General features: G+C 66.8%; 20 protein-coding genes. 6 read left to right on the forward strand and 14 right to left on the reverse strand.

Features of this window, described 5'->3' with window-relative positions; translation table 11 throughout:
- Window positions 1-114: 114 nt before the first annotated feature.
- From AB8808_RS15575 to grxD, 5 genes are all read right to left on the reverse strand, one after another.
- Window positions 115-2577: a TonB-dependent receptor gene (locus AB8808_RS15575; protein WP_369930534.1), complete on the reverse strand. Its 2463-nt coding sequence runs from the start codon at window positions 2575-2577 to the stop codon at window positions 115-117.
- A 417-nt stretch (window positions 2578-2994) separates the two neighbouring features.
- Window positions 2995-4701 (reverse strand): bifunctional ornithine lipid synthase OlsF, encoded by a 1707-nt coding sequence (gene olsF, locus AB8808_RS15580; RefSeq protein ID WP_369930535.1) that lies wholly within the window; start codon window positions 4699-4701, stop codon window positions 2995-2997.
- Window positions 4702-4918: 217 nt separating this feature from the next.
- Complete coding sequence (locus AB8808_RS15585; RefSeq protein WP_369931273.1) at window positions 4919-5515, reverse strand: YhgN family NAAT transporter; 597 nt, start codon at window positions 5513-5515, stop codon at window positions 4919-4921.
- 32 nt (window positions 5516-5547) lie between these two features.
- On the reverse strand, window positions 5548-6321 hold the full coding sequence (locus AB8808_RS15590; protein WP_369930536.1) for an SDR family NAD(P)-dependent oxidoreductase: 774 nt from the start codon (window positions 6319-6321) through the stop codon (window positions 5548-5550).
- Complete coding sequence (gene grxD, locus AB8808_RS15595) at window positions 6318-6641, reverse strand: Grx4 family monothiol glutaredoxin (RefSeq protein ID WP_354515139.1); 324 nt, start codon at window positions 6639-6641, stop codon at window positions 6318-6320. Before grxD ends, AB8808_RS15590 begins: the two co-directional genes overlap by 4 nt.
- Before the next feature lie 108 nt (window positions 6642-6749).
- Between grxD and AB8808_RS15600 the strand changes: the two genes are divergently transcribed.
- Complete coding sequence (locus tag AB8808_RS15600) at window positions 6750-7328, forward strand: superoxide dismutase (RefSeq protein WP_036140438.1); 579 nt, start codon at window positions 6750-6752, stop codon at window positions 7326-7328.
- A 310-nt stretch (window positions 7329-7638) separates the two neighbouring features.
- Here AB8808_RS15600 and AB8808_RS15605 read toward each other — a convergent pair whose 3' ends face one another.
- Together AB8808_RS15605 and purE are read right to left on the reverse strand one after the other, a co-directional pair.
- Window positions 7639-8739 (reverse strand): 5-(carboxyamino)imidazole ribonucleotide synthase, encoded by a 1101-nt coding sequence (locus AB8808_RS15605; protein ID WP_506193275.1) that lies wholly within the window; start codon window positions 8737-8739, stop codon window positions 7639-7641.
- Window positions 8740-8789: 50 nt separating this feature from the next.
- Window positions 8790-9305, reverse strand: a complete 516-nt coding sequence (gene purE, locus AB8808_RS15610) for a 5-(carboxyamino)imidazole ribonucleotide mutase (protein ID WP_369930538.1) — start codon at window positions 9303-9305, stop codon at window positions 8790-8792.
- A 72-nt stretch (window positions 9306-9377) separates the two neighbouring features.
- Between purE and AB8808_RS15615 the strand changes: the two genes are divergently transcribed.
- From AB8808_RS15615 to nadC, 3 genes are all read left to right on the forward strand, one after another.
- Complete coding sequence (locus AB8808_RS15615; protein ID WP_369930539.1) at window positions 9378-9668, forward strand: Trm112 family protein; 291 nt, start codon at window positions 9378-9380, stop codon at window positions 9666-9668.
- A gap of 76 nt (window positions 9669-9744) precedes the next feature.
- Window positions 9745-12018, forward strand: a complete 2274-nt coding sequence (locus AB8808_RS15620) for a DUF1631 domain-containing protein (protein WP_369930540.1) — start codon at window positions 9745-9747, stop codon at window positions 12016-12018.
- A gap of 43 nt (window positions 12019-12061) precedes the next feature.
- The gene (gene nadC / locus AB8808_RS15625) at window positions 12062-12973 is read left to right on the forward strand and encodes a carboxylating nicotinate-nucleotide diphosphorylase (RefSeq protein ID WP_369930541.1); all 912 of its coding nucleotides are present in this window, start codon (window positions 12062-12064) and stop codon (window positions 12971-12973) included.
- Here the strand turns inward: nadC and AB8808_RS15630 are convergent.
- The 6 genes from AB8808_RS15630 to petA form a co-directional block, all read right to left on the reverse strand.
- Entirely contained in the window at window positions 12939-13334 is a 396-nt protein-coding gene (locus AB8808_RS15630) for a DUF3301 domain-containing protein (protein WP_369930542.1), read from the reverse strand. The genes nadC and AB8808_RS15630 overlap by 35 nt on opposite strands.
- Window positions 13335-13392: 58 nt before the next feature.
- Window positions 13393-13860, reverse strand: coding sequence for a ClpXP protease specificity-enhancing factor (locus AB8808_RS15635; protein WP_369930543.1), 468 nt, complete (start codon window positions 13858-13860; stop codon window positions 13393-13395).
- 99 nt (window positions 13861-13959) lie between these two features.
- Window positions 13960-14604: a glutathione S-transferase N-terminal domain-containing protein gene (locus tag AB8808_RS15640; RefSeq protein WP_369930544.1), complete on the reverse strand. Its 645-nt coding sequence runs from the start codon at window positions 14602-14604 to the stop codon at window positions 13960-13962.
- Between the two features lie 92 nt (window positions 14605-14696).
- Complete coding sequence (locus AB8808_RS15645; RefSeq protein ID WP_369930545.1) at window positions 14697-15461, reverse strand: cytochrome c1; 765 nt, start codon at window positions 15459-15461, stop codon at window positions 14697-14699.
- Entirely contained in the window at window positions 15454-16743 is a 1290-nt protein-coding gene (locus tag AB8808_RS15650; RefSeq protein WP_369930546.1) for a cytochrome b, read from the reverse strand. Before AB8808_RS15650 ends, AB8808_RS15645 begins: the two co-directional genes overlap by 8 nt.
- Entirely contained in the window at window positions 16743-17342 is a 600-nt protein-coding gene (petA, locus tag AB8808_RS15655) for a ubiquinol-cytochrome c reductase iron-sulfur subunit (RefSeq protein ID WP_369930547.1), read from the reverse strand. Before petA ends, AB8808_RS15650 begins: the two co-directional genes overlap by 1 nt.
- Before the next feature lie 251 nt (window positions 17343-17593).
- Here petA and AB8808_RS15660 point away from each other — a divergent pair, with 251 nt between their 5' ends.
- Window positions 17594-18778, forward strand: coding sequence for a S1C family serine protease (locus AB8808_RS15660; protein ID WP_369930548.1), 1185 nt, complete (start codon window positions 17594-17596; stop codon window positions 18776-18778).
- 62 nt (window positions 18779-18840) lie between these two features.
- Here AB8808_RS15660 and AB8808_RS15665 read toward each other — a convergent pair whose 3' ends face one another.
- On the reverse strand, window positions 18841-20115 hold the full coding sequence (locus AB8808_RS15665; protein WP_369930549.1) for a lytic transglycosylase domain-containing protein: 1275 nt from the start codon (window positions 20113-20115) through the stop codon (window positions 18841-18843).
- A 97-nt stretch (window positions 20116-20212) separates the two neighbouring features.
- Here AB8808_RS15665 and miaB point away from each other — a divergent pair, with 97 nt between their 5' ends.
- Window positions 20213-21562 (forward strand): tRNA (N6-isopentenyl adenosine(37)-C2)-methylthiotransferase MiaB, encoded by a 1350-nt coding sequence (gene miaB, locus AB8808_RS15670; RefSeq protein WP_369930550.1) that lies wholly within the window; start codon window positions 20213-20215, stop codon window positions 21560-21562.
- The last annotated feature ends 7 nt before the right edge of the window (window positions 21563-21569 follow it).

Below are 21569 nucleotides of genomic sequence, written 5' to 3' on the forward strand. Positions count from 1 at the left end.
CCGCGCATACCTGCGCGGCCGACACAAAAAAAGCCCCTCGCGAGGAGGGGCCTGAAGATCATGCGCATGGGCAGGGCCGACCGGGAGGGCCTCCCTACCGTGACCGGACAAGACTCAGAAGAACGAGGCTCCGAAGGTCACCATGAACGTCCGTTCCTCCAGCACCGAGTAGTAAGGCGCCGACGTGAACAGCGTCACCCCATTGGCATCCTTGATCTTGCCGGGGTTGCTCGCCAGGAAGGCCGAGGTGTTGTTCGCATTGGTCAGCGCCTTGCGATCGGTGAGGTTGAACACGTTGACCTTGATGTACGGCTTGCGGAAGGTCGACGAGAAGTCCGGGAAATCCCAGCCCGCATTGAGGTTCAGCGTGGTGTAGCCGCCGACACGCTCCGTGTTCGACCAGTCGCCCCAGATGGAACCCTGGTACTTGGCGTTAAGTCCGGCCCAGAACGGCCCGTTCTTGTAGCTGAGCTCCACATACCCCGAGTTGCGCGGTGCGTTGAGCAGGGTCTTGCCGCGGGTGTTGTAGATGCCGTCGCCGAGGGAATCGAGGTTGTCCTCCATACGCGACTGCAGGTAGGTGTAGTTGCCGTACACCGACCACTGCGGGTCGAAGCTGAAGCTACCCTCGGCACTCATGCCGCGGTTATGCACCTTGCCCAGCTGCGTATACACGCCCAGACCGGTGGCCTCGTCGTAGCCGGAGACCTGCTTGTTGTTGAAATTGGCCGCGAAGGCATCGACGCTGAGCGACGCGCGCTCGCCGTAGTAGCGCCAGCCCAGGTCGGCACTGGTCGAGGTTTCGGGCTTGTTCGGCAGCGCGCCGGCCTGGGCCGTGCCGTAGCCGTACAGGGCGTTGCTCAGCACCGCGCCGTTGATCGGGGCACGGAACGTCTTGCCGATACCGAAGTAGATCTGGTTCTCGGCATCCAGCTGGTACTTCGCACCCGCCGTGGGCGTCCACTTGTGGTACGTGTCCACCGGTGAGGCGCCGTAGCCGATGTTGGTCGGCGTCACCGTCACCTTGCCGGCCGCATTGATCGCGCCGGCGGAATCCGGGTATTCGGCGACCTCGCCATCACGCTTGGACCAGACATAGGCGACGCTGCCCGTAAGGGTGAGCTTGTCGGTCGGGTTCCAGTTGTCGGTGACGAACGCCTTGGCATTGGTGGTCGTGGTGTACTGGCTGTAAGCCTTCTGCGATGTGCCGTCCGGATAGGTGATGCGCGAGCCCTTGGCGGCCCACGTATCGATGGGCACGCCGGTGGCGTAATCCACGGGCACGAATGCCTGGCCCTGCTGCTGGCGCGGGCGCTCGGCCCACACCCCGTATTCCAGGCTGTTGCTGTCGCTCAGGTCCTGGTTGAACTTGGCGATGATGCCGGGCCGGTAGGTCGTCGAGTAGCTGTACGAGTTGACCAGCTGGGTGCCGCCGATCTTGCCGTCGCCGTTTAGGTCGTACGCTACCGTCCTGTAGTAGTTGCCGTTGGCCTTCGCGTTCTCGGTGAAGGTGCTGCCCGAGCCGCCACCGCCGTAGCCGTACTGGAAATACGGCACCACCGACAGGCGCAGGTTGTCGGACAGCGTGAACTCGCCGTCCATGCTGGCCAGGTAGTTGCGGAACGGGTTCTGGTGCAGCGCGTAGTAGTTGCTGCTGGTGCTGCCGGGCGTGTACGTGCCCAGGTAGCTCTGGTCGTACTGCTGGGCCGCCTGGGCCTTGGTCAGCGACTCGTAGTTCGTCTTGATCAGGCGGTTGTACTGCACCGAGAACGCGACCGAATTCTTGTCGTCGATCTGCCAGACGGTTTTCTCGTCGACCTTGGTGACCTTGGCCTTGCCGCGGCCGCGCCACAGGTTGGTCTCGTTGTTGGAGTAGGAAATCCACGAGCGCACCGGGCCGGTGTCACCGGTGTTCAGGCGAAAGAACGTGCGGTGATAGCTGTTGCCGCCGCCGGACTGGCTGACGTCGAGCCCGGCGGTGTGCGACGGATCGACCGTGACCCACGCGATGGAACCGCCCGCGGCGCCGGAGATCGGCGTTCCGTTCTCGGGGAACCCGGGCTGCACGGTCACGTCGCCCATGTTCTCGCTGTCACCGTATTCGGTGGCGTAGATCTTGTAGTTGCCGCTGTCGTTGATGGGCGCACCGTTCACCGTCACGCCGATCTCGTCGAGGCTGAAGCCGCGGATCGAGGCATTACCGTCGTTGAGGCCCGTGTAGTCGTCGGTCGATGCCGTGACGCCCGGGATCGAGTCGATCGCCTGGGTGAAGTTGATGCCGGGCGCGGCGCGGATGATGGCCTCGCGCGACACGGTGGACACGGCCTTGGGCGCATCCTGGACGGACATCAGGCCCGCGCCGAGCGACAGCGAATCCGCCTTCACCTGCACTGATTCCATTTGCTGGGTAGCGCGACGGGTGGCGTTGTCGTTCGTGGTATTCGAGGTGCTGGCGGCGGCACTGCGAGCGCGCTGCGCATCGGCGGCCTGCGTGCCTTGGCTGTCCTGCGCCGACACGACACTGGCGGCCGCGAAGAGGGTCAAGGCGATGGCGCCCGAGAGGGAGTTGCGGATCATGGAGGGTTTCCTGAAAAACACTGGGTTGAGGTCATGCCAAAGCCGTCCGTGGCCAGCCCCTTTTCGAGGCAGCTATTTATTCTTTTGAATCGGCTTTTAATACCCTTTCCGTAATTGATATCGATTATCTGCCAGCCGATATTTATTACGCTCTACGCAAGAAAAACGTTATCTCCGGGCACGGCGAATGACCCGCAAATGCAGGTGGGTCAATACGTTGGGAAACAGATGAACGGTCCAGCAGACAAGGGTCAACCTTATCGCCGCGTTATGACAGTTTAACGATGAGGGCGCGGGTTTGGAAAGGCTACAGGCCCCACGCCATTACCGGAAACGGACACGCCAGCGATACCCGCTGGCGTGTCCGTGTATGGGCGTAACCGGAAATCCGCGCGAGGGCAGACTTCCGTGGCGCTGTCAGCCCTTGCCCAGGTAACGCGAACGCTTGGACGGCTTCAACGCGGCCAGGTCGAGCAGCACCAGGCCATCCACGCAGCCGGAGAAATCCGGATCTTCGCCGAAGGCCAGGAACTGCACGCCGGTCGGCTCCACCAGGTCCACGTACTGCCGGTAGAGCACCGGCAGCGTCACGCCCAGCGCGTCCAGGCGATGCTTCAGCCGGCCAAGACCACTGGCCGCGTCCAGCCCTTCCAGTTCGGCGCGTACGGAGGCGATGGTGGCATCCGGGATGACGAACGGCTGGCGTGCCGCCGCAAGACCCTGCACGCCGAAGAAATGCTGGTGCGCCGCCGCGATCCATTCCCTTGCTTCGCGGGGCATGCTGACGGACATGCTGACCGGACCGAACAGGTAGCGCACGTCCGCGTTGCGCTGCAGGTAGAGGCCGATGCCCTGCCAGAGCTGGTCGAGTGCGCGGGAACGCCAGTAGGCGGGTGTGATGAAACTGCGCCCGAGCTCCAGCCCCTGGGCCAGGCGCGATTCGAGCGCCGGCGAGTAGTCGAACAGGCTGGAGGTGTACAGGGACGCCATGCCGCGTGCGGTGATCAGACGGCCGCCGTGACCGAAGCGGTAGGCACCTACGATGCGCAGGGCCTTGGCGTCCCACAGCACGAGGTGCTCGTAATGGGGATCGTAGGCATCGAGGTCGCGGCGCTTGCCGGTGCCCTCACCCACGCGACGGAAGGTCAATTCGCGCAGGCGGCCGATCTCGCGCAGCGCGTAGCTGTCCTGCGAGCCTTGCAGCAGCACGATGCGCTTGCCGTCGGGCAGCGAGGCCAGCAGTTCGGCCTGGTCCAGCTCCGCGGAAACACGCTCCACGGGTTCGGGGTGCGCGAGCGGTGTCTGGCCACCGAACACCAGGTCGCGACCACGGCCCACACGGTAGACGTGGCGGCGCATCAGGCGTGCGGCCTGCTCCGCCGAACCGCCGCTGACCTGCTTCAGTTCGTCGGCATCCACCAGCTTGCCGATGCGGAAGCCGACCCGCTGGCGTCCGGACGTGGCCTCGCGCGGCAGCATGGCGGTGCTGAGCGGCTTGGCCAGCATGGACAGGCCGTAGAACGCGACCGAGTTGCGCGCCGCGATGTGCACGGGCAGCACCGGCACGCCGGCTTTCATGGCAATGCGTGCGAAGCCGTCGGACCACTTGCCGTCGCGTACGCCCGAGGGCCCCACGCGGGACACTTCGCCTGCGGGGAACATCACCAGCACTTCGCCGGCCTGGATGGCGCGGAAGATGTTGCGCATGCGCGAAGCGGCGCCCTTGCCGAACACGTCCACGGGCAGCAGAAGGGGGCCCAGCTGGGGCACCGCGGCCAGCACGTCGTTGCCCAGGATGCGGACATCCCGGCGCACCGTGCCGATCATCTGCAGCAGGGCGATCGCGTCCACCATGCCCAGTGGATGGTTGGCCACGACGATGAGCGGTCCCTCGACGGGAATGTTCTCGCGCTCGCGCTCGGTGATCCGGCAACTGACGCCGAGGTAATCCAGCGTGCGCTCGCAGAAGTCGAAGCCCAGCGCCGTTCCGGCATGGTCCAGCGTCTTGTTGAAGCGGGACTCGTGGGCCAGCTTCTCCAGCATGCCGACCAGCGGCTTGCGGATCAGCGGGTGTTGCGCCAGCCAGGGCAGGCGCTCCATCAGTGTCTGATCGATGCTCAGCATGGTTCAGGCTCCCCTTGACGTCGAACGGTTCAAACCGAACGGGGCCGGTACGGAGTCGTGGTTTCTCATAAGCCTTCGAACATCCTCAAGTGCCCCTCGCCGGGCATCGGACGCATGCACCGGACGGACGGTGTCCGCCCGGTGCATGCTCGCCGTCAATTATGACAGCAACCCTACCGTTGCGTACGTTCCTGCGGGCGGAGGCCCGAAAGACGGGTCAGACCGCGATATGCAGGTAGGCCGAGAGCCCGGTGAGGAACATCTGCACCGACAGGGCAATCAGCAGCATGCCCATCAGGCGCTCCAGCGCGGTCAGGACGCTCTCACCCAGCCATTTGAACAGGAAGGTGGAGCTGAGCAGGATCACCGCGGTGGCCAGCCAGGCCAGGAACAGGGCGATGCCCCATTCGGCGGTACGACCCGGCTGGGAGTTGGTCAGCAGGAGCAGTGCCGCCATGGCCGACGGGCCCGCCACGCCGGGAATGGCCATGGGCACGATGAAGGGCTCGCCCTCCCCCGGCTTGCCGAATACGCCACCCTCGACGGGCGGAAACACCATGCGAATGCCGATCAGGAACAGCACGATGCCACCAGCGATGCTTACGGACTCCTGGCGCAGCTGAAGCACCTTGAGGATGTACTGGCCGCCCAGCAGGAACCCGATCAGCACGCCCAGGGCGATCAGCAGCTCGCGAATCATGACCTTGCGCCGTCGCTGTGGCGGCACGTCCTTGAGCAAGGCCAGGAACAGCGGGATGTTGCCCAGCGGGTCCATGATGAGGAACAGCAGGATGCCTGCCGACAACGTCGTCATCTGCGCTTCCATGGATAACTCCTATACGACGTTCAAGGGGCGGGACGAAGGTCGAGCACGCTGCCGCGCGCGGCGGACCCCGCGTCCGAAAGCAGGTAGACGACGGCCTCGGCTGTTGCCCCAGGCAGCGGCCGGTCGAGCGTGTTCTCGCCGTAATACGCCGCGCGGCGCAAGGCCGTGCGCATCGGCGCCGGCAGCAGCGCGTGCACACGCAGGGGGCCGCGGCCGTTTTCGGCGTGCAGCACGGTGGCAAGGCGCTCCAGGGCCGCCTTGGATACCCCGTAACCGCCCCAGTGCGCACGCGAGAGCAGGTCGGGATCGTCCAGGACGAACACCACCGCGCTGTCCGCGGCCTTCCCCATCAAGGGCATGCAGGCCTGGGTCAGCGCGAACGGCGCCGACACGTTGACCTGCACGGCGCGCAGCCAGTCGTCCGGCTTGTGCATGGCCAGCGGCGTCAGCTCGTTGAAGTGCGCTGCGGCGTGCACGAGGCCGTCGAGGCGACCGAATTCCTTTTCGATGCCCTCGGCCAGCGCCGCGTAGTCGTTCGGAGTGGCGCTTTCCAGGTCCAGCGGATGGATCACCGGCTGGGCACCGCCCAGCGCCACCAGTTCGTCGTAGCATTTTTCCAGGGCGCGCACCTTGCGCCCGGTGATGACCACCGTGGCGCCGGCTCGCACCGCCGCCTTCGCCGTCTCGCCGCCCAGGCCGCCCGTGACCCCGGTGACCACCACTACCCGCCCGTCGAGCAGGCCGGGGGTGGGGGTCCAGGAGGCTGGCAGGCGCGCCGACGGCAGGGAGCTCACGAATTGGCCTCCGCCACATCGGCGGCCATGCGCTTCAGCTCACCGGCCGAGTGCAGGTCTTCGACGATGTCGCAGCCACCGATGAACTCACCCAGCAGGAACAGCTGGGGAAAGGTGGGCCAGTTGGAATAATGCGGCAGGCCCGCCCGGACGCGGGGATCGGCCAGGACGTTGACGGTGAAGAACGTGGCCCCCGCCGCTGCCAGCGCCCTGACCGCACGATCGGAGAATCCGCAGGTGGGGTATTCCGGCGTGCCTTTCATGAAAAGCACGATCGGATGGGCCGCCACGATGGCCTTGATCTCGTCTACGACGTCCATAGGTCGGGTTTCATCATTAGAATGCGATTAGTTGCGTAGTGTAACAGCGTGGGCCGCCGCGCCCCCTGTTGACGCCCTTCCCCCCAGCCACCGCTAAGGAGCTCCCTCATGGCGTTCGAACTTCCCCCGCTTCCCTACGAAAAGAATGCACTCGAGCCGCACATCTCCGCCGAAACGCTGGAGTTTCACTACGGCAAGCACCACCAGACCTACGTCACCAACCTCAATAACCTGGTCAAGGGTACGGAGTTCGAGGACAAGAGCCTGGAGGACATCGTCAAGTCGTCCTCGGGCGGTATCTTCAACAACGCCGCCCAGATCTGGAACCACACCTTCTACTGGCACTCCATGCGTGCCCCGGGCGGCGCCGAGCCGCCGGCCAAGCTCGCCGACGCGTTGACCAAGGCCTTCGGTGGCGTGGACAAGTTCAAGGAAGAATTCGCCAAGCAGGCCGCCGCCAACTTCGGCTCCGGCTGGACCTGGCTGGTGCAGCGCCCGGATGGCTCGCTCGCCATCGTCAACACGTCCAACGCCGCCACGCCGATCACCGGCAGCGACAAGCCGCTGTTCACCGCGGACGTGTGGGAGCACGCTTACTACATCGACTACCGCAACGCCCGCCCGAAGTACCTGGAAGCCTTCTGGAACCTGGTCAACTGGGATTTTGCGGCGAAGAACCTCGCCTGAGGTTTGTCGGTGCGTTGCACCGCGTTATCGCGCGTTGTGACGCACCGAGATCGCGCACATCGTGCGCTCCTACAACCGACCCGTAGGAGCGCACGATGTGCGCGATACCAGGCCGTGTAGGAGCGCACGATGTGCGCGATACCAGGCCATGTAGGAGCGCACGATGTGCGCGATACCAGGCCCGTGTAGGAGCGCACGATGTGCGCGACATGTGTTGAGGCCGAGCGCCTGGCCTCGCGCGCCAGCTTGCGGATTGCCGCTAAAAGATGTCGCGCGCATCGCGCGCTCCTACCCGCGTGGCCAGGTGGCGTCAGCCAAGCAGCTCCACAGCCGGCGCCACCTGGTCATCGCGACCCAGCGCCGCACCCACCTCGGCAAGCTTCGCACGCAGGCTGCCGGCGTCGGCGGCGCAGATCGTCGCGTGGCCGACCTTGCGACCCGCGCGCGCTTCCTTTCCGTAATCGTGCCAATGACCGTCGGCCACCGATAACACCGGCGCCGGGTCGGGCAGGTCGCCGATCCAGTTGAGCATGGCGCTGGCACCACGGACACCCGTGTCGCCCAGGGCCAGGCCCAGCACGGCGCGAATATGGTTCTCGAACTGGCTGGTGTACGCGCCCTCGATGGTCCAGTGACCGGAGTTGTGCACGCGCGGGGCCATTTCGTTGCCGAGCAGGTCGCCGCCGCGGACAAACAGCTCCAGCGCGAACACACCCACGTAATCCAGTTTTTCGGCGATGGTGCGCGCATGCGCGATGGCGGCGCGATCCATGTCGTCGGACGTGCCCGGCGCGGGGGCGAGGCTGAGCGACAGCACGCCGTCGACATGCCAGTTACGCGTCAGCGGCCAGGCACGAAAGGCACCGTCGCGGCCTCGCACGGCCACGACCGACAACTCCCTGTCGAACGGCACGAAGGCTTCCAGGATCAGCCCGTGCTGGCCGGCGGCATCGCCGAGCGCCGCCCAGGCCGCGTCGATATCGCCGTCCGACTTGAGGCGGAACTGCCCCTTGCCGTCGTAGCCGAGCCGCCGCGTCTTCAGGATGGCCGGGGTGCCGATCCGGCCGACCGCGCGAACCAGGTCGTCGCGCGTGTCCACGGTGTCGAAGTCGGGCGTATCCAGGCCCGCCTCGCGGAACAGGGTTTTCTCGCTGAGACGATCCTGCGCCACGGCCAGGGCCCGCGGATTCGGGAACACGTCGACCTGCCCGGCCAGGCGCTCGGCGACGGCGGCGGGCACGTTCTCGAAGTCGAAGGTGACCACGTCCACCCGGGCGGCAAACGCGGCCAGCGCGGCCTCGTCGGACCAGTCGGCCACCACCAGCTCGGCCACCTGGCCGGCGCAGGCGTCCGGCGACGTGTCCACCACGACGGTGCGAATGCCCAGCGGTGCAGCGGCCAGGGTCAGCATGCGCGCCAGCTGGCCGCCGCCCAGGATGCCTACGGTGGGGAGCGTGCGGCTCACGTACGCGGGTCCGGGTTGTCGAGGACGTTGCGGGTCTGCTCGGCGCGGAAGGCATCCAGCGCGCTGGCCACGGCGGGATCGTGCAAGGCGAGCACGGAGGCGGCCAGCAAGGCGGCGTTGGTCGCACCGGCGCGGCCGATCGCCAGGGTGCCCACGGGGATGCCCGCGGGCATCTGCGCGATCGAAAGCAGGGAATCCATGCCGTTCAGGGCCTTGGACTGCACGGGTACGCCGAACACCGGCAGGGCCGTTTTCGCCGCGATCATGCCCGGCAGGTGGGCCGCGCCGCCGGCGCCGGCGATGATCACCTGGATACCGCGGCCGCGCGCGCCGTCGGCATAGCCGAACAGCAGATCGGGCGTGCGGTGGGCCGAAACCACCTGCACCTCGTGGACGATGCCCAGGCGGGTGAGTGTGGCGGAGGCATGCTCCATCGTTTCCCAGTCCGATCGCGAGCCCATCACCACGCCCACGCGCGGCGCGCCCGCTCCGTTACCTTCGTTGGAAATCATGGCCCGGCCACCCAAAAGTCGCTATTGTAAGTGCATTCCCGATCTACAGGTTGGCCGGCACGGCCGCTCTCCATGGACAAGCGACTCCTCGACATCCTCTGCTGCCCTGTCAGCAAGCGCCCCCTGCGCGCCCTCACGGCCGCCGAGCGCGACACCCTCAACAGTGCCATCCGCGCGGGCTCGGTCGACACCGTAGCCGGCGATAAAGTCACCGATGTCCTGGCCGAAGGCCTGATCACCACCGACGGCCAACTGGTCTATCGCGTGGAGGACGGCATCCCCGTGATGCTGCCGGAAGCGGGCATCGGCACGCTGCAGCTCACCGGCTTTACGCCGGAAAGCGGTCTCGCGCAGAATCCGTGACCTGAGTCACACTTTAAAGCATTCGATCCCGCACAATGGCCCCTCAGGCGGGGGCCGGTGAATCCAGAGATGCGCGATGAATAACGCGAACGAGCCGTCGAACGTCGTCGATCTCAGCCATCGAATGGACCCTCGTATCGAAAGTGTGGGTGCGCTCCTGGTCACGGTGCGCGGGCTGGCGACCAAGCGGCTGCACGCGCTGGCCACCAACATGTTCGAGAACATCGACGACGCCCTGTTCGACCTGGCCGAGAAGGCCGAGAACAACGCCGCGCAAACCCAGTTCTTCGACGGCATGCGCGAGGTGCGCAAGAAGCGCGCGATCGTCGAACGCAGCTTCCTGGGCCAGGTGGCCCGCGACCTGGCCGACTTCTCCGCCGGCCGCACGCGCGCGCCCGAGGCCGACGCGCACGCACGCCCCCTGGCGAACATCGAACTCAGCCTCGTCGGCGAGAACGAACTGGAAGAATCGCTGGCGATCACCAGCATGATCGGCAAGAACGAGCAACGCCTAGCCCGCGCCCTGTTCGCCGTGAACCAGCGCCTGTCCGTGATCTGCGGCGGCGCCCGCATGGACGACGCCTCCAACCCGGTCGGCCCCGCCTCGCTGGCCGGGGCCTTCCGCCAGGCCATGCGCGAGCTGGTGGTGGAGGTCCGGGTCAAGCTGATCATCTACAAGCTTTTCGACCGCTATGTGCTCGCCGGCATCGACGAGCTGTACGACGACATCAACAACGAACTGGCCGCGGCCGGCGTGCTCCCGCAGTTGCGCCACGAGATCGCCACGCGCCGCAGCGACGCGCCCGCCCCTACCGGCCCGGCGTCCTCGGCCACGACGACGGCGCAGGCAACGGCCCCGGTCACCGACGCGGCAGCGGCGGAGTTCATGCAGTCGTTGCACGCCATGTTCTCCGCCCGTCGCGGCGCGATCTCCGCCCTGACCGGCACAGCTACCGGCGGTGGCCAGGCCTTGCCGATCGGCCCCCTGCCCAGCGCGGCGGAGATGCTCGGTGCGCTGACCTTGCTGCAAAGCCAGATCGCCAGCCTGCCCAGTCACGCCGCACCGCTTGCCACACAGGCCGACGTCACCCGCGACGTGGCCCAGCTGAAGGAACAGTTGCTCGTCCAGATCGGCCAGCTGCGCGGGCAACAGACCGCGCACGTGTCGGGCGTGGACGAGGACACGATCGATCTCGTGGGCATGTTGTTCGAGTTCATCCTCGAAGACCGCAACCTGCCCGCCGAGATGCAGGTGATGCTGGCGCGCCTGCAGATTCCCTACCTGAAGGTCGCCCTGCTCGACCGGCGCCTGTTCGCGCACAAGTCCCACCCCGCGCGCCAGCTGCTGGACGCCATGGCCGATGCGGCCAAGGGCTGGTCGGCCGAATCCGACCGCGACGGCCGCCTGTTCGACAAGACCCGAACCATCGTCGAACGGCTGCTGCGCGACTTCGACGACGACGTGGATCTCTTCAACCGCCTGGCGACGGAGTTGCAGGATTTCCTCGACATCAGCCGCAAGCGTGCGGAGCTGGCCGAGCAGCGCGTGGCCGAATCCACCCGCGGCCGAGAAAAACTGGAGCACGCCCGTCGGCGCGCCGCGGAGGAAATCGTCAGCCGGGTCGGCGGTGCCGCGTTGCCGCCGCTGATCCATGGCGTGCTGACCCGGGCCTGGGCCAACTACATCGTGCTCACCCTGCTGCGCCAGGGCGAAGACTCGCCTGAATTCCGCGAATCGCTGCGCTTCGTCGACGATTTCATCGCCAGCGCCCGTCCGGTCTACGACCTCAACGGGCGACGCGACCTGCGTGCGCTGCTGCCCTCCGTGGAGCGGACGTTGCGCCGCGGGCTGACCGCCGTGGCCTTCCAGGATGCCGACACCGAACAACTGCTGGCGCAGTTGCATGCGTTCTACCGGCAACAGCTGGGCGAGTCCGTACCGGAGACCGGATCGGGCACGCTCATCGCCAGCGTGACGCCGCTGCCCGATGCCATCCAGGCGATCGACGAACCGATCATCGAGCCGGTGCCCGAGGACGAATCCCTGCCGGACGAGGCCTTCGACGAGCGCAACCTCGTCCAGGCCCGCGAACTGAAGGTCGGCCAGTGGCTGGAATTTACCAGCGCGGACGGCAGCACCGACCGCGCCAAGCTCTCGTGGATCAGCCCGATCAGCGGTCGCTACCTGTTCGTGAACCGTCGCGGCCTCAAGGTGGCCGACCACAGCCTTGCCGGCCTGGCCCAGGGCTTTGCCAACGGCACGGCGCGGCTGCTCGATTCCGCGCTGCTGTTCGACCGCGCCATGGACGCCATCGTGGAACGCCTGCGCACGCCGGATCCGGGTGCCTGAGGTTTGCTAAGGTAGCGCCCTCTTCCCTGAGCGCATCCGCACGATGACTTCCAACCCGTCGCAATCCCTGGCCGATGCGCTGCCGCCGGCCGTCGAGATACAGGCCGATGTCGATCGCGCCCTGAACGAGGACATCGGCCCGGGCGACGCCACCGCCGACCTGCTCGATGCACGGGCCACCGCCACCGCCGTGCTCACCTGTCGCGAGGATGCCGTACTGTGCGGCACGGCCTGGTTCGACGCGGCGTTCCGCACGCTCGATCCGGACGTACGCATCGCATGGTCGCTCCACGATGGCGACCGCGTCGCCGCCGGAAGCGCCATCTGCCGTCTCGCCGGCAAGGCCCGCGCCCTGGTCACCGCCGAACGTACGGCACTCAACTTCCTGCAGCTGCTGTCGTCCACCGCCACCGTCACGTCGCGCTACGCCGATGCCCTGAAGGGCACGCGCACCCGCATCCTCGACACGCGCAAGACCCTGCCCGGCCTGCGCCGCGCGCAGAAATACGCCGTGCTCTGCGGCGGCGGCACCAACCATCGCATCGGCCTGTTCGACACCATGATGCTCAAGGAAAACCACATCATCGCCGCGGGCGGCATTCGTGCCGCCGTGGTCGCGGCGCGGCGCATCCATCCGGCGTTGCCGCTGATCGTGGAAGTGGAGACGATGGCCGAGCTGGCCGAGGCGATCGACGCCGGGGCGGACCGCGCGTTGCTCGACAACTTCACGCCGGCGATGCTGGCCGAGGCCGTGACCTATACCGACGGCAGGATGTCGCTCGAAGTGTCGGGCAACGTGGAGCTGGATACCCTCCGCCGCATCGCCGAGACGGGCGTGGATTTCATTTCCAGCGGCGCGCTGACCAAGCATGTACGCGCCATCGATCTTTCCCTGCGGCTCGACGTGCAGCCCGCGGTGCTCAGTGCAGGCGGCGCCGGTCGGCCAGCGAGATGACGTTGCTGCCGTGGATCAGGGGATCGGTGGCCACCACGGTTTCCAGGTCGGGCGCGTCGGCTCCCGGCAGGGAATAACTGGCGATGTCGTGCCCCGCCATCCACAGGCGTGCCGACTGGCGCGACTGGCCATCCAGGCTCACTTCGAAGCCGTAGCAGCGCTCTAGCCGACGCACGCCATCCACGCCCTGGAGGCGCATGGCGCGCAGGCCGACCGACTGATCCAGCAACTGGAGGCCGTAACGCTTGCACAGCCCCGCCGCGGCGAGTGCGGCAACCTCCCGCGCACGCGTCAGCCTGTACCAACTCGCGATGCCGCCGGCGAGGACAAGGAGCCAGAAAAGATCGCTGAAGGATGCCATGGTGGCAGTGTGTGGCCGATCCGGGACGTCCACAAGCCCCCGAAGGGGCGGCGGTGGCCTACTTGACGACGCGCAGGTGTGGCGCACCGCGCTTCGGGCGGTCGTCGTCGCCACCGGACGAGGGCGGCGGGGGCTCGCTGTTTTCCACCACTTCCATCGGACCGGACGAGGGCGCCGGCTCGGAACCGTCGTTTTCGTCGGCCGGGAACATCATGCCCTGCCCGTTTTCCTGGGCGTAAAGCGCCAGCACGGCCGCCACGGGGATCACGATCTGCTGGCTGACGCCCGAGAAGCGGGCCTGGAAGCCGATCTTGTCGTTGCCCAGGTCGAGGTTGGCCACGGCGCGCATGGCCAGGTTGAGCACCACCTGGCCGTTCTTCACGACGTGGGCGGGCACCTTGACCCCGGGCTGGGCGGCGTCCACCAGCACATAGGGGGTCAGGCCGTTGTCGCTGATCCAGTCGTAGATGGCGCGGAGCAGGTACGGGCGGTTGGAAGTCATGCCCGCGCTTTCGTTCGTATCCATGGATGCTGTCCTCGTCGTTCCCGCCGGTAGGTCGGGGATCACCAAAGCCCCGGCTGGGCAAGGTCGGGGGACAGTTTAAGGGATAGGCGGCATCCGACGCTAACCAGGGCTGAAATTGAAATCCGGGCGCATGTCGCGCTCCTCGGGCGTGAGGCTGCGGGCAAAGCCCTGGCTATGGAACAGGCGCTCGCCGTAGTCGACGATGGCCTTGCCGTCTCGCCCCAGGTCCACGCCCAGGTGGGGCAGACGCCAGACCACCGGGGCCACCAGGCAGTCGATCAGGCTCATTTCCGGATTCAGGAAGAACCGCGACGCCCGGAACAGCGGCTCGGACAACAGCAGCTGTTCGCGCAGGCGCTTGCGGGCACCGACCGCCTCCTTGCCGCCCTCAGTAATCGCCTCGATCTCCGGCAGCCAGTCGTTTTCGATGCGCCAGGTGGCCAGTCGCAGGCGCGCCCGTGACAGCGGATCGATGGGCATCAGCGGCGGATGCGGGTAGCGCTCGTCGAGGTATTCGACCACCACCAGGGGGTCGTAGAGACAGAGGTCGCGATCGACCAGGGTCGGCAGGGTGCCGTAGGGATTGAGGTCGAGCAGGTCGGCTGTTGGCCGATCCGGCTTGAGGATGAACCGGTCATAGGCCACCCCCTTCGCCGCCAGCACCAGGCGCGTCCGGTGGCAATGGATATCGTCGGCGCTGGTGTAAAGCGTCAGCGCCGCACGCGAACGAGCACTCTGGACCATGCGTCGATCTCCCTGTTTACGGTGTTCGGAACTCTAACCCCACCCATCCCCCAAACGAAACGGGCGGCCGTGGGCCGCCCGCGGGACACCGGTCAGTGCTCGTCGTGTTGTTCGTGCACGTCCTTCCAGTATTCCTGCTTCACGAGGTACAGCAGGAAGGTCAGGCCGGCCAGGAACAGGATGACCCACACGCCCACGGACTGGCGCTCGAGGGCGGCCGGCTCGGCCGTGTACTCGAGGAAGGTGGTGAGGTCGCGCGTGGCCGCCTTGAACTCCTCGGGCGTCATCCGCCCCGGGCGCTGCAGCTCGAGCTTCTCCACCGTGGCTTCCTGGCCCGGCTTGGCCTCGCCGTGCACGGCCACCTGCAGGCCCTGCAGCTCCCAGAGGGGATTGGGCATGGAGGCGTTGGGGAACACCGTGTTGTTCCAGCCGACCGGCCGTGTGGGGTCGAGATAGAACGAGTTGAGGTAATTGAAGATGAAATCCACGCCCTTGGCCCGCGCCTCGAGCGACAGGTCGGGTGGATCCTTGCCGAACCAGGCCTTGGCACCGTCCACCGGCATGTGCGAGATCACCGGCTCGCCGAACTTGGCGCCCGTGAAGTTGAGGTTGGTCATCACCTCGTCTTCGGACAGGCCCAGGTCGGACGCCAGGCGCGAGTAGCGCACGTACTTCAGCGAGTGGCAGCCGACGCAGTAGTTGAAGAACAGCTTGGCGCCGCGCTGCAGGGCCGCCTGGTCGTTGACGTTGGTACCGGCGGACGGAAGCCCCTCGCCACCTTCGGCGGCCATGGCGGGCAACGCGGCGACGAACAGGCCCAGCGCGAGGGCGGCGGAGGAAAAATAGCGCTTAATCATGCGTCGTCACCCGTTCCGGAACCGGCTTGGTCTTCTCGAAACCGAAGCGCGTGTAGACCCATACGAATACGAAGAAGCCGAAGTAACACAGCGTCATCAACCGACCGAAGGCGTTCTCCCAGGTGGTGACGTCCGCATGCGGGAACCATTCGGGGATCAGCTCGGCCGTGACGCCCGCGCCCACCGCGCCCAGCGACAGGAAGGACACCACCAGCACGCCGAGGGCGATGCGGTAGCCCATGCCACGGTATCGCACGGAGCGCACGGCGCCCTGGTCCAGCCACGGCAGCAGCGCCAGCAGCAGGATGGAACCGAACATGCCGATGACACCCCAGATCGCCGTGCCGAAGAACGACGGGATCATGCGCAGGATCGCGTAGAACGGGGTGAAGTACCACGACGGCTTGATGTGGCTCGGCGTCACCAGGTTGTTGGCCGGGGTGAAGTTGTCGTGCTCCAGGAACCAGCCGCCGAAGGTGGGCGCGAAGAAGATGATGAACGCGGCGATGGTCAGGAAGAAGCCGACGCCCACCAGGTCCTTCACCGTGTAGTACGGGTGGAACGGGATGGCGTCGATGGGCTTGCTCGCATCCCAGCGGTTGCCCTTGGGGCCGTGCTTGACGTCGACGCCGTCGGGGTTGTTCGAGCCCACTTCGTGCAGGGCGGCCAGGTGCAGCACCACCAGCAGCAGGAGCACCAGCGGCAGCGCGATGACGTGCAGCGCGAAGAAGCGGTTCAGCGTGGCGTCGGCGGGCAGGAAGTCGCCCATGATCCACTCCACCAGCGACGAGCCGATATAGGGAATGGTGCCGAACAGCGAGATGATGACCTTCGCGCCCCAGAACGACATGTTGCCCCACGGCAGCACGTAGCCCATGAACGCCTCGGCCATCAGCACGAGGAAGATCAGCATGCCCAGGATCCAGACCAGCTCGCGCGGACGCTTGAACGAGCCGTACATGATGCCGCGGAACATGTGCAGGAACACCACCACGAAGAACAGCGAGGCGCCCGTGGAGTGCATGTAGCGGATAAGCCAGCCCCACTCCACGTCGCGCATGATGTACTCGACCGAGTTGAACGCTTCCAGCGCACTCGTCTTGTAGTTCATGGTGAGGAAGATGCCGGTCACGATCTGGTTGACCAGGACCAGCAGGGCGAGCGAACCGAAGTAGTACCAGAGGTTGAAGTTCTTCGGCGCGTAGTACTCGGTCATGTGCTTGCGGAACGTCGGCGCCAGGTTCGGCGCGCGTTCGTTGACCCAATCGAAGATGCTGGCCATCAGCCTTTCCCCTCCGGATCGACACCGATCTGGATGTGCGAGTCATCCAGGAAGTGGTACTGCGGCACGGCCAGATTTTTCGGCGCGGGCACGCCGGCGAACACCCGGCCCGCCAGGTCGTAGCGCGACTTGTGGCAGGGGCAGTAGAAGCCGCCCTTCCAGTTGGCGTCGAACGGCTCGGGCTTGATGTCGGGCACGAAGTCCGGCACGCAGCCCAGATGGGTGCACAGGCCGATGACGACCAGCCACTCGGGCTTGATCGAGCGGTTCTCGTTGGTGGCGTACTTCGGCTGCTGGCCCGCGTCCGAGGATTGCGGGTCCAGCAGGCGGGGCTCGAGGCCCTTCAGCTGGGCCAGCTGGTCCTTGGTCCGGTTGACCACGAAGACCGGCAGGCTGCGCCACGCGAACGTGACCTTCTGGCCCGCCTCGATGGCACTGATGTCGACCGTGACAGGCGCTCCCGCTGCCTTTGCCCTTGCGCTCGGTTCCCACGACTTGATGAAGGGCACGACCGCCGTAACCACTCCGACACCGCCCACGACCGCAGTCGTGGTGGTGAGGAAGCGACGGCGCCCGTGATCGACGACTTCGTTCGCCATCAGGCTCTCCGGAACTTATGCCATTGAGAATGCGGACCCCTATCGCCGGTTCGTTCGGAAATCGGCTTCCGCTATATCAAGTCAGTGTAACGGCAGGCACCACCCACGTACAATAAACTGAACCACCCCCTGTCCTCCATGACGGGTGGGACGGTCACGAATCCGCCAGGAAGCGGACAATCCGGCACCACCGGCTGCCCGGATTCCCCCGGGCAAGGCGACGCGACGACGACAGGACCCCTCGTTATTCCATGAACCACGCCGCACGCACGCTCGCCTTCGTTGCCCGCTTCGTCGTGCTCGGCCTGGCCGTCGCCTTCGTGGTGGGCCTGTTCTGGCCGGGCAGCGGCGCTTTCCTGCGCCAGCGCTTCACCCCCCCGGCCACCCAGCCTGCCGCCGCCAGCACCGAAACCGAGGCCCCGGCCGCCGGCGCGGCCGCCTCGTACGCGGATGCCGTGGCCAAGGCCGCGCCGGCCGTGGTCAACATCTACGCCAACAAGATGGTGACCGAGCAGCCGCGCGAGCTGTATTCGGACCCGGTGCTGCAACGCATCTTCAGCGTGCCCACCGGCCCGGCCCGTACCCGCCGCCAGCAGAACCTGGGCTCGGGCGTGATCGTTCGGGAGGACGGCTACGTCCTCACCAACAACCACGTGATCGCCAACGCCGACGACATCCAGCTGCTGCTGTACGACGGCCGCGTCGCCAAGGCCCGCGTGGTGGGCTCGGACGATGAAACCGACCTGGCCGTGCTCAAGGTGGATGCGGGCAACCTGCCTGCCATCCACATGACCGACGCCGAAAGCCGGCCCCGGGTCGGCGACGTGGTGCTGGCCATCGGCAACCCCTTCGGCATCGGCCAGACCGTGACCATGGGCATCGTCAGCGCCATCGGTCGCCAGCTCAACCTGTCCAGCCTGGAGAACTTCATCCAGACGGACGCCGCGATCAACTTCGGCAATTCCGGCGGTGCGCTGGTCAATGCGCACGGCGAACTGGTCGGCATCAACACCTCGCTGATCGGCCAGGCCGTGGGCGCCGAGGGCATCGGCTTCGCCATTCCCGTGCAGAGCGCGCGCGAGGTGCTGGACCAGATCATCCAGACAGGTCACGTGGTGCGCGGATGGATCGGCGCGGATTACGGCGCGGTGCCCATCTCCGCCGACAGCGGCCTGCCCTCCGCGGCCCGCGGGGTGGTGGTGAACGAGGTCTCGCCCGGCGGCCCCGCCGCGCTGGCCGGCATCCAGCAGCGCGACGTACTGCTGCGCATCGGCGACGAGGACATTCTCGACCCGTCCGATTTGCGGCGGCACGAGGCCTCGTTGAAGCCGGGCGTGGCGGTGAAGGTGTCCGGCCTGCGCAACGGCGCGGCGTTCGCGACCACGGTGACGCCCAGCCAGCGGCCGCCTACGGCGCCTATGCAGGCCCTGAGGTAGCACGGTTCGCGCACGTGCGTGCGCTCCTACGACGCGGCGTGACGTTGGGCGCGGTACGGCCGTTACAGCGCGGCGTGGGGCTTGAGGAGGTCGTTGTAGCGTTTGCGGAGGACGCCGACGCGTTCGACGTAGACCTGGGTCTCGTCGTAGGGGGGCACGCCGTTGTATTTCTGCACGGCGCCGGGGCCGGCGTTGTAGGCCGCGGCGGCGAGGCGTTCGTTGCCATTGAAGGTGCGCAGCAGCTGGGCAAGGTAGCGGGCGCCGCCGCGGATGTTCTGGCCGGCGTCGAACGCATCCATGACACCCATGTCCCGCGCGGTGCCGGGGATCAACTGCATCAGGCCCTGGGCACCGGCCACCGACAGTGCCCGCGGATTGAACGCACTTTCGGCATGGATCACGGCGCGCAGGAGGGCCTCGTCCACGCTGAACTCGCTGCTGGCCGCGCGGATCGCGTCGCCATAGGCGGCCACGTTGAGGGTGACGCTGTTCCAGTCGACCTTCGAATGGACATCGCAGGCGGCGCAGGTGGCGATATAGGTAAAGAGCATCTTGACGGTGCCGCCCTTACCGCCGCCACCGCCCTGCGGGATGTTGGTGTATTCCACCCCGCCGTCCGCCCGCGTGATGCGATAGACCGCCCCGCGTAGCACCCGTGAACCCTTCGGCGTCTCGGGTGCAACGGCGGCCGTCAGGTCCGAGCTGGCCGATTCCTTGTAATCCCATTGCCCCTTCGGCACCGCGGGGGACGGCGTCGCCGCCGTCACGGCAGGCAGGACCAGCGGCTCAGGGGAGTGACCTTCCGCGCCACCGACCACACCGCCGGTGACGCCGGCCAGCGATGACGCGCCGACGGCGGGCGCGAGTGCCACCGACCCGATCACCCCCTTGAGCGAGGGCGGCCCGGCGACCGGCTCGAAGACGGCGGTCGGGGCGGAAGAAGGCTGGACGGCGTTGGAACGGATCTGGCCGGGCGGCAAGGCGGGCAACGGTGCCTGGGCGGGGGGAGCGACTGCCGCGATCGAGCGGGCCGGACGCGAGGGCCCGGTGCTGCCGATGCGCTTGCAGTCCTTGTAACCGGCGGTGGTGCCCGAAAACACCGTCTCGCCCGCGGAACCGATGCAGCGGTACAGCGAGCCGGCGGCGGCCGGGCCGGTCACCAGGCCCAGCAAAAGGAGCGCGCACGTACCCACGGCCCTGCGCAGGGCCGTGCCGGAAGGATGAAAACGGCGGGCGCGATGGCCGGCGCTTTCCCCTGGCGTCGCGTCGTGAACCATGGGCGCGAGTGTGCCCGAGCCCCCTTGGCCTGCCAAGGGCTGGATGCCGACGATCTTCACGCAAGTCATTGATCCGCTGCGGGCAACTGGCACGCACCCCGGCGGGGGCGTAAACTGCGCGGTTCGGCAACTCCCACGAATCACGGTACCCCGGCGCATGAGCGGCAAGCTTTTCATCAAGACCCACGGCTGCCAGATGAACGAGTACGACTCGGCCAAGATGGCCGACGTGCTGCTCGCCTCCCATGGCCTGGAGCTCACCCAGAACGAGGACGACGCGGATGTCATCCTGGTCAACACCTGCTCCATCCGCGAAAAAGCCCAGGAAAAGGTCTTCAGCCAACTCGGCCGCTGGAAGGCCCACAAGGCCAACGGCAAGCCGGTGCTGATCGGCGTGGGCGGTTGTGTCGCCTCGCAGGAGGGCGATGCCATCCTCAAGCGCGCCCCGCATGTGGACCTGGTGTTCGGACCGCAGACGCTGCACCGCCTGCCGCAGATGATCGAAGCCCAGCGCGCCACCGGCAAGTCGCAGGTGGACATCAGCTTCCCGGAGATCGAGAAGTTCGACCGCATGCCGGAGCCGCGCGCCGAAGGCCCCACAGCATTCGTTTCGATCATGGAAGGCTGCTCGAAATACTGCTCCTACTGCGTGGTGCCCTACACCCGCGGCGAGGAAATCAGCCGCCCGTTCGACGACGTGATCGTCGAGGTGGCCCAGCTCGCCGAACAGGGCGTGCGCGAGGTCAACCTGCTGGGCCAGAACGTCAACGCCTACCGCGGCCCGATGCACGACGGCGACGTGGCCGACCTGTCGGTGCTGATCCACGCCATCGCGCAGATCGACGGCATCGGCCGCATCCGCTTCACCACCTCGCATCCGCTGGAGTTTTCCGACTCGCTGATCGAGGCCTACGCCAACGTGCCGCAGCTGGCCAACTACCTGCACCTGCCCGTGCAGGCGGGCTCGGATCGCATCCTGGCGGCTATGAAGCGTGGCTACACCGCCCTGGAATTCAAGCAGCGCATCCGCAAGCTGCGCGCCGTGCGTCCGGACATCTGCGTGTCGTCGGATTTCATCGTCGGCTTCCCCGGCGAGACCGACGACGACTTCGAAAAGACCATGAAGCTGATTGACGACATCGGCTTCGACCAGAGCTTCTCGTTCGTGTTCTCCTCGCGTCCCGGCACCCCGGCCGCCAGCCTGGCCGACGACACGCCGGCCGAGGTGAAGAACGCCCGGCTCGCTCGCCTGCAGGCGGCAATCAACGAGAACGCGCGCCGGATCAACCAGGCCATGGTCGGCACCGTGCAGCGCGTGCTGGTGGAAAAACCCAGCCGCCGCGACCCCAACGAGATGAGCGGCCGCACCGAAAACATGCGGTACGTCAATTTCCCCGGCCACGCCCGCATGATCGGCCAGTTCGTCGACGTCACGATCACCGAAGCCATGAGCAACTCGCTGCGTGGCCGCGTGCGCCTGGACGACGAGGTCGCGCTGGCGTCGTGAGCCCTCG

Origin of the sequence: Xanthomonas sp. NCPPB 2632 (genome assembly GCF_041228075.2) — a bacterium.
Classification (GTDB): domain Bacteria; phylum Pseudomonadota; class Gammaproteobacteria; order Xanthomonadales; family Rhodanobacteraceae; genus Luteibacter.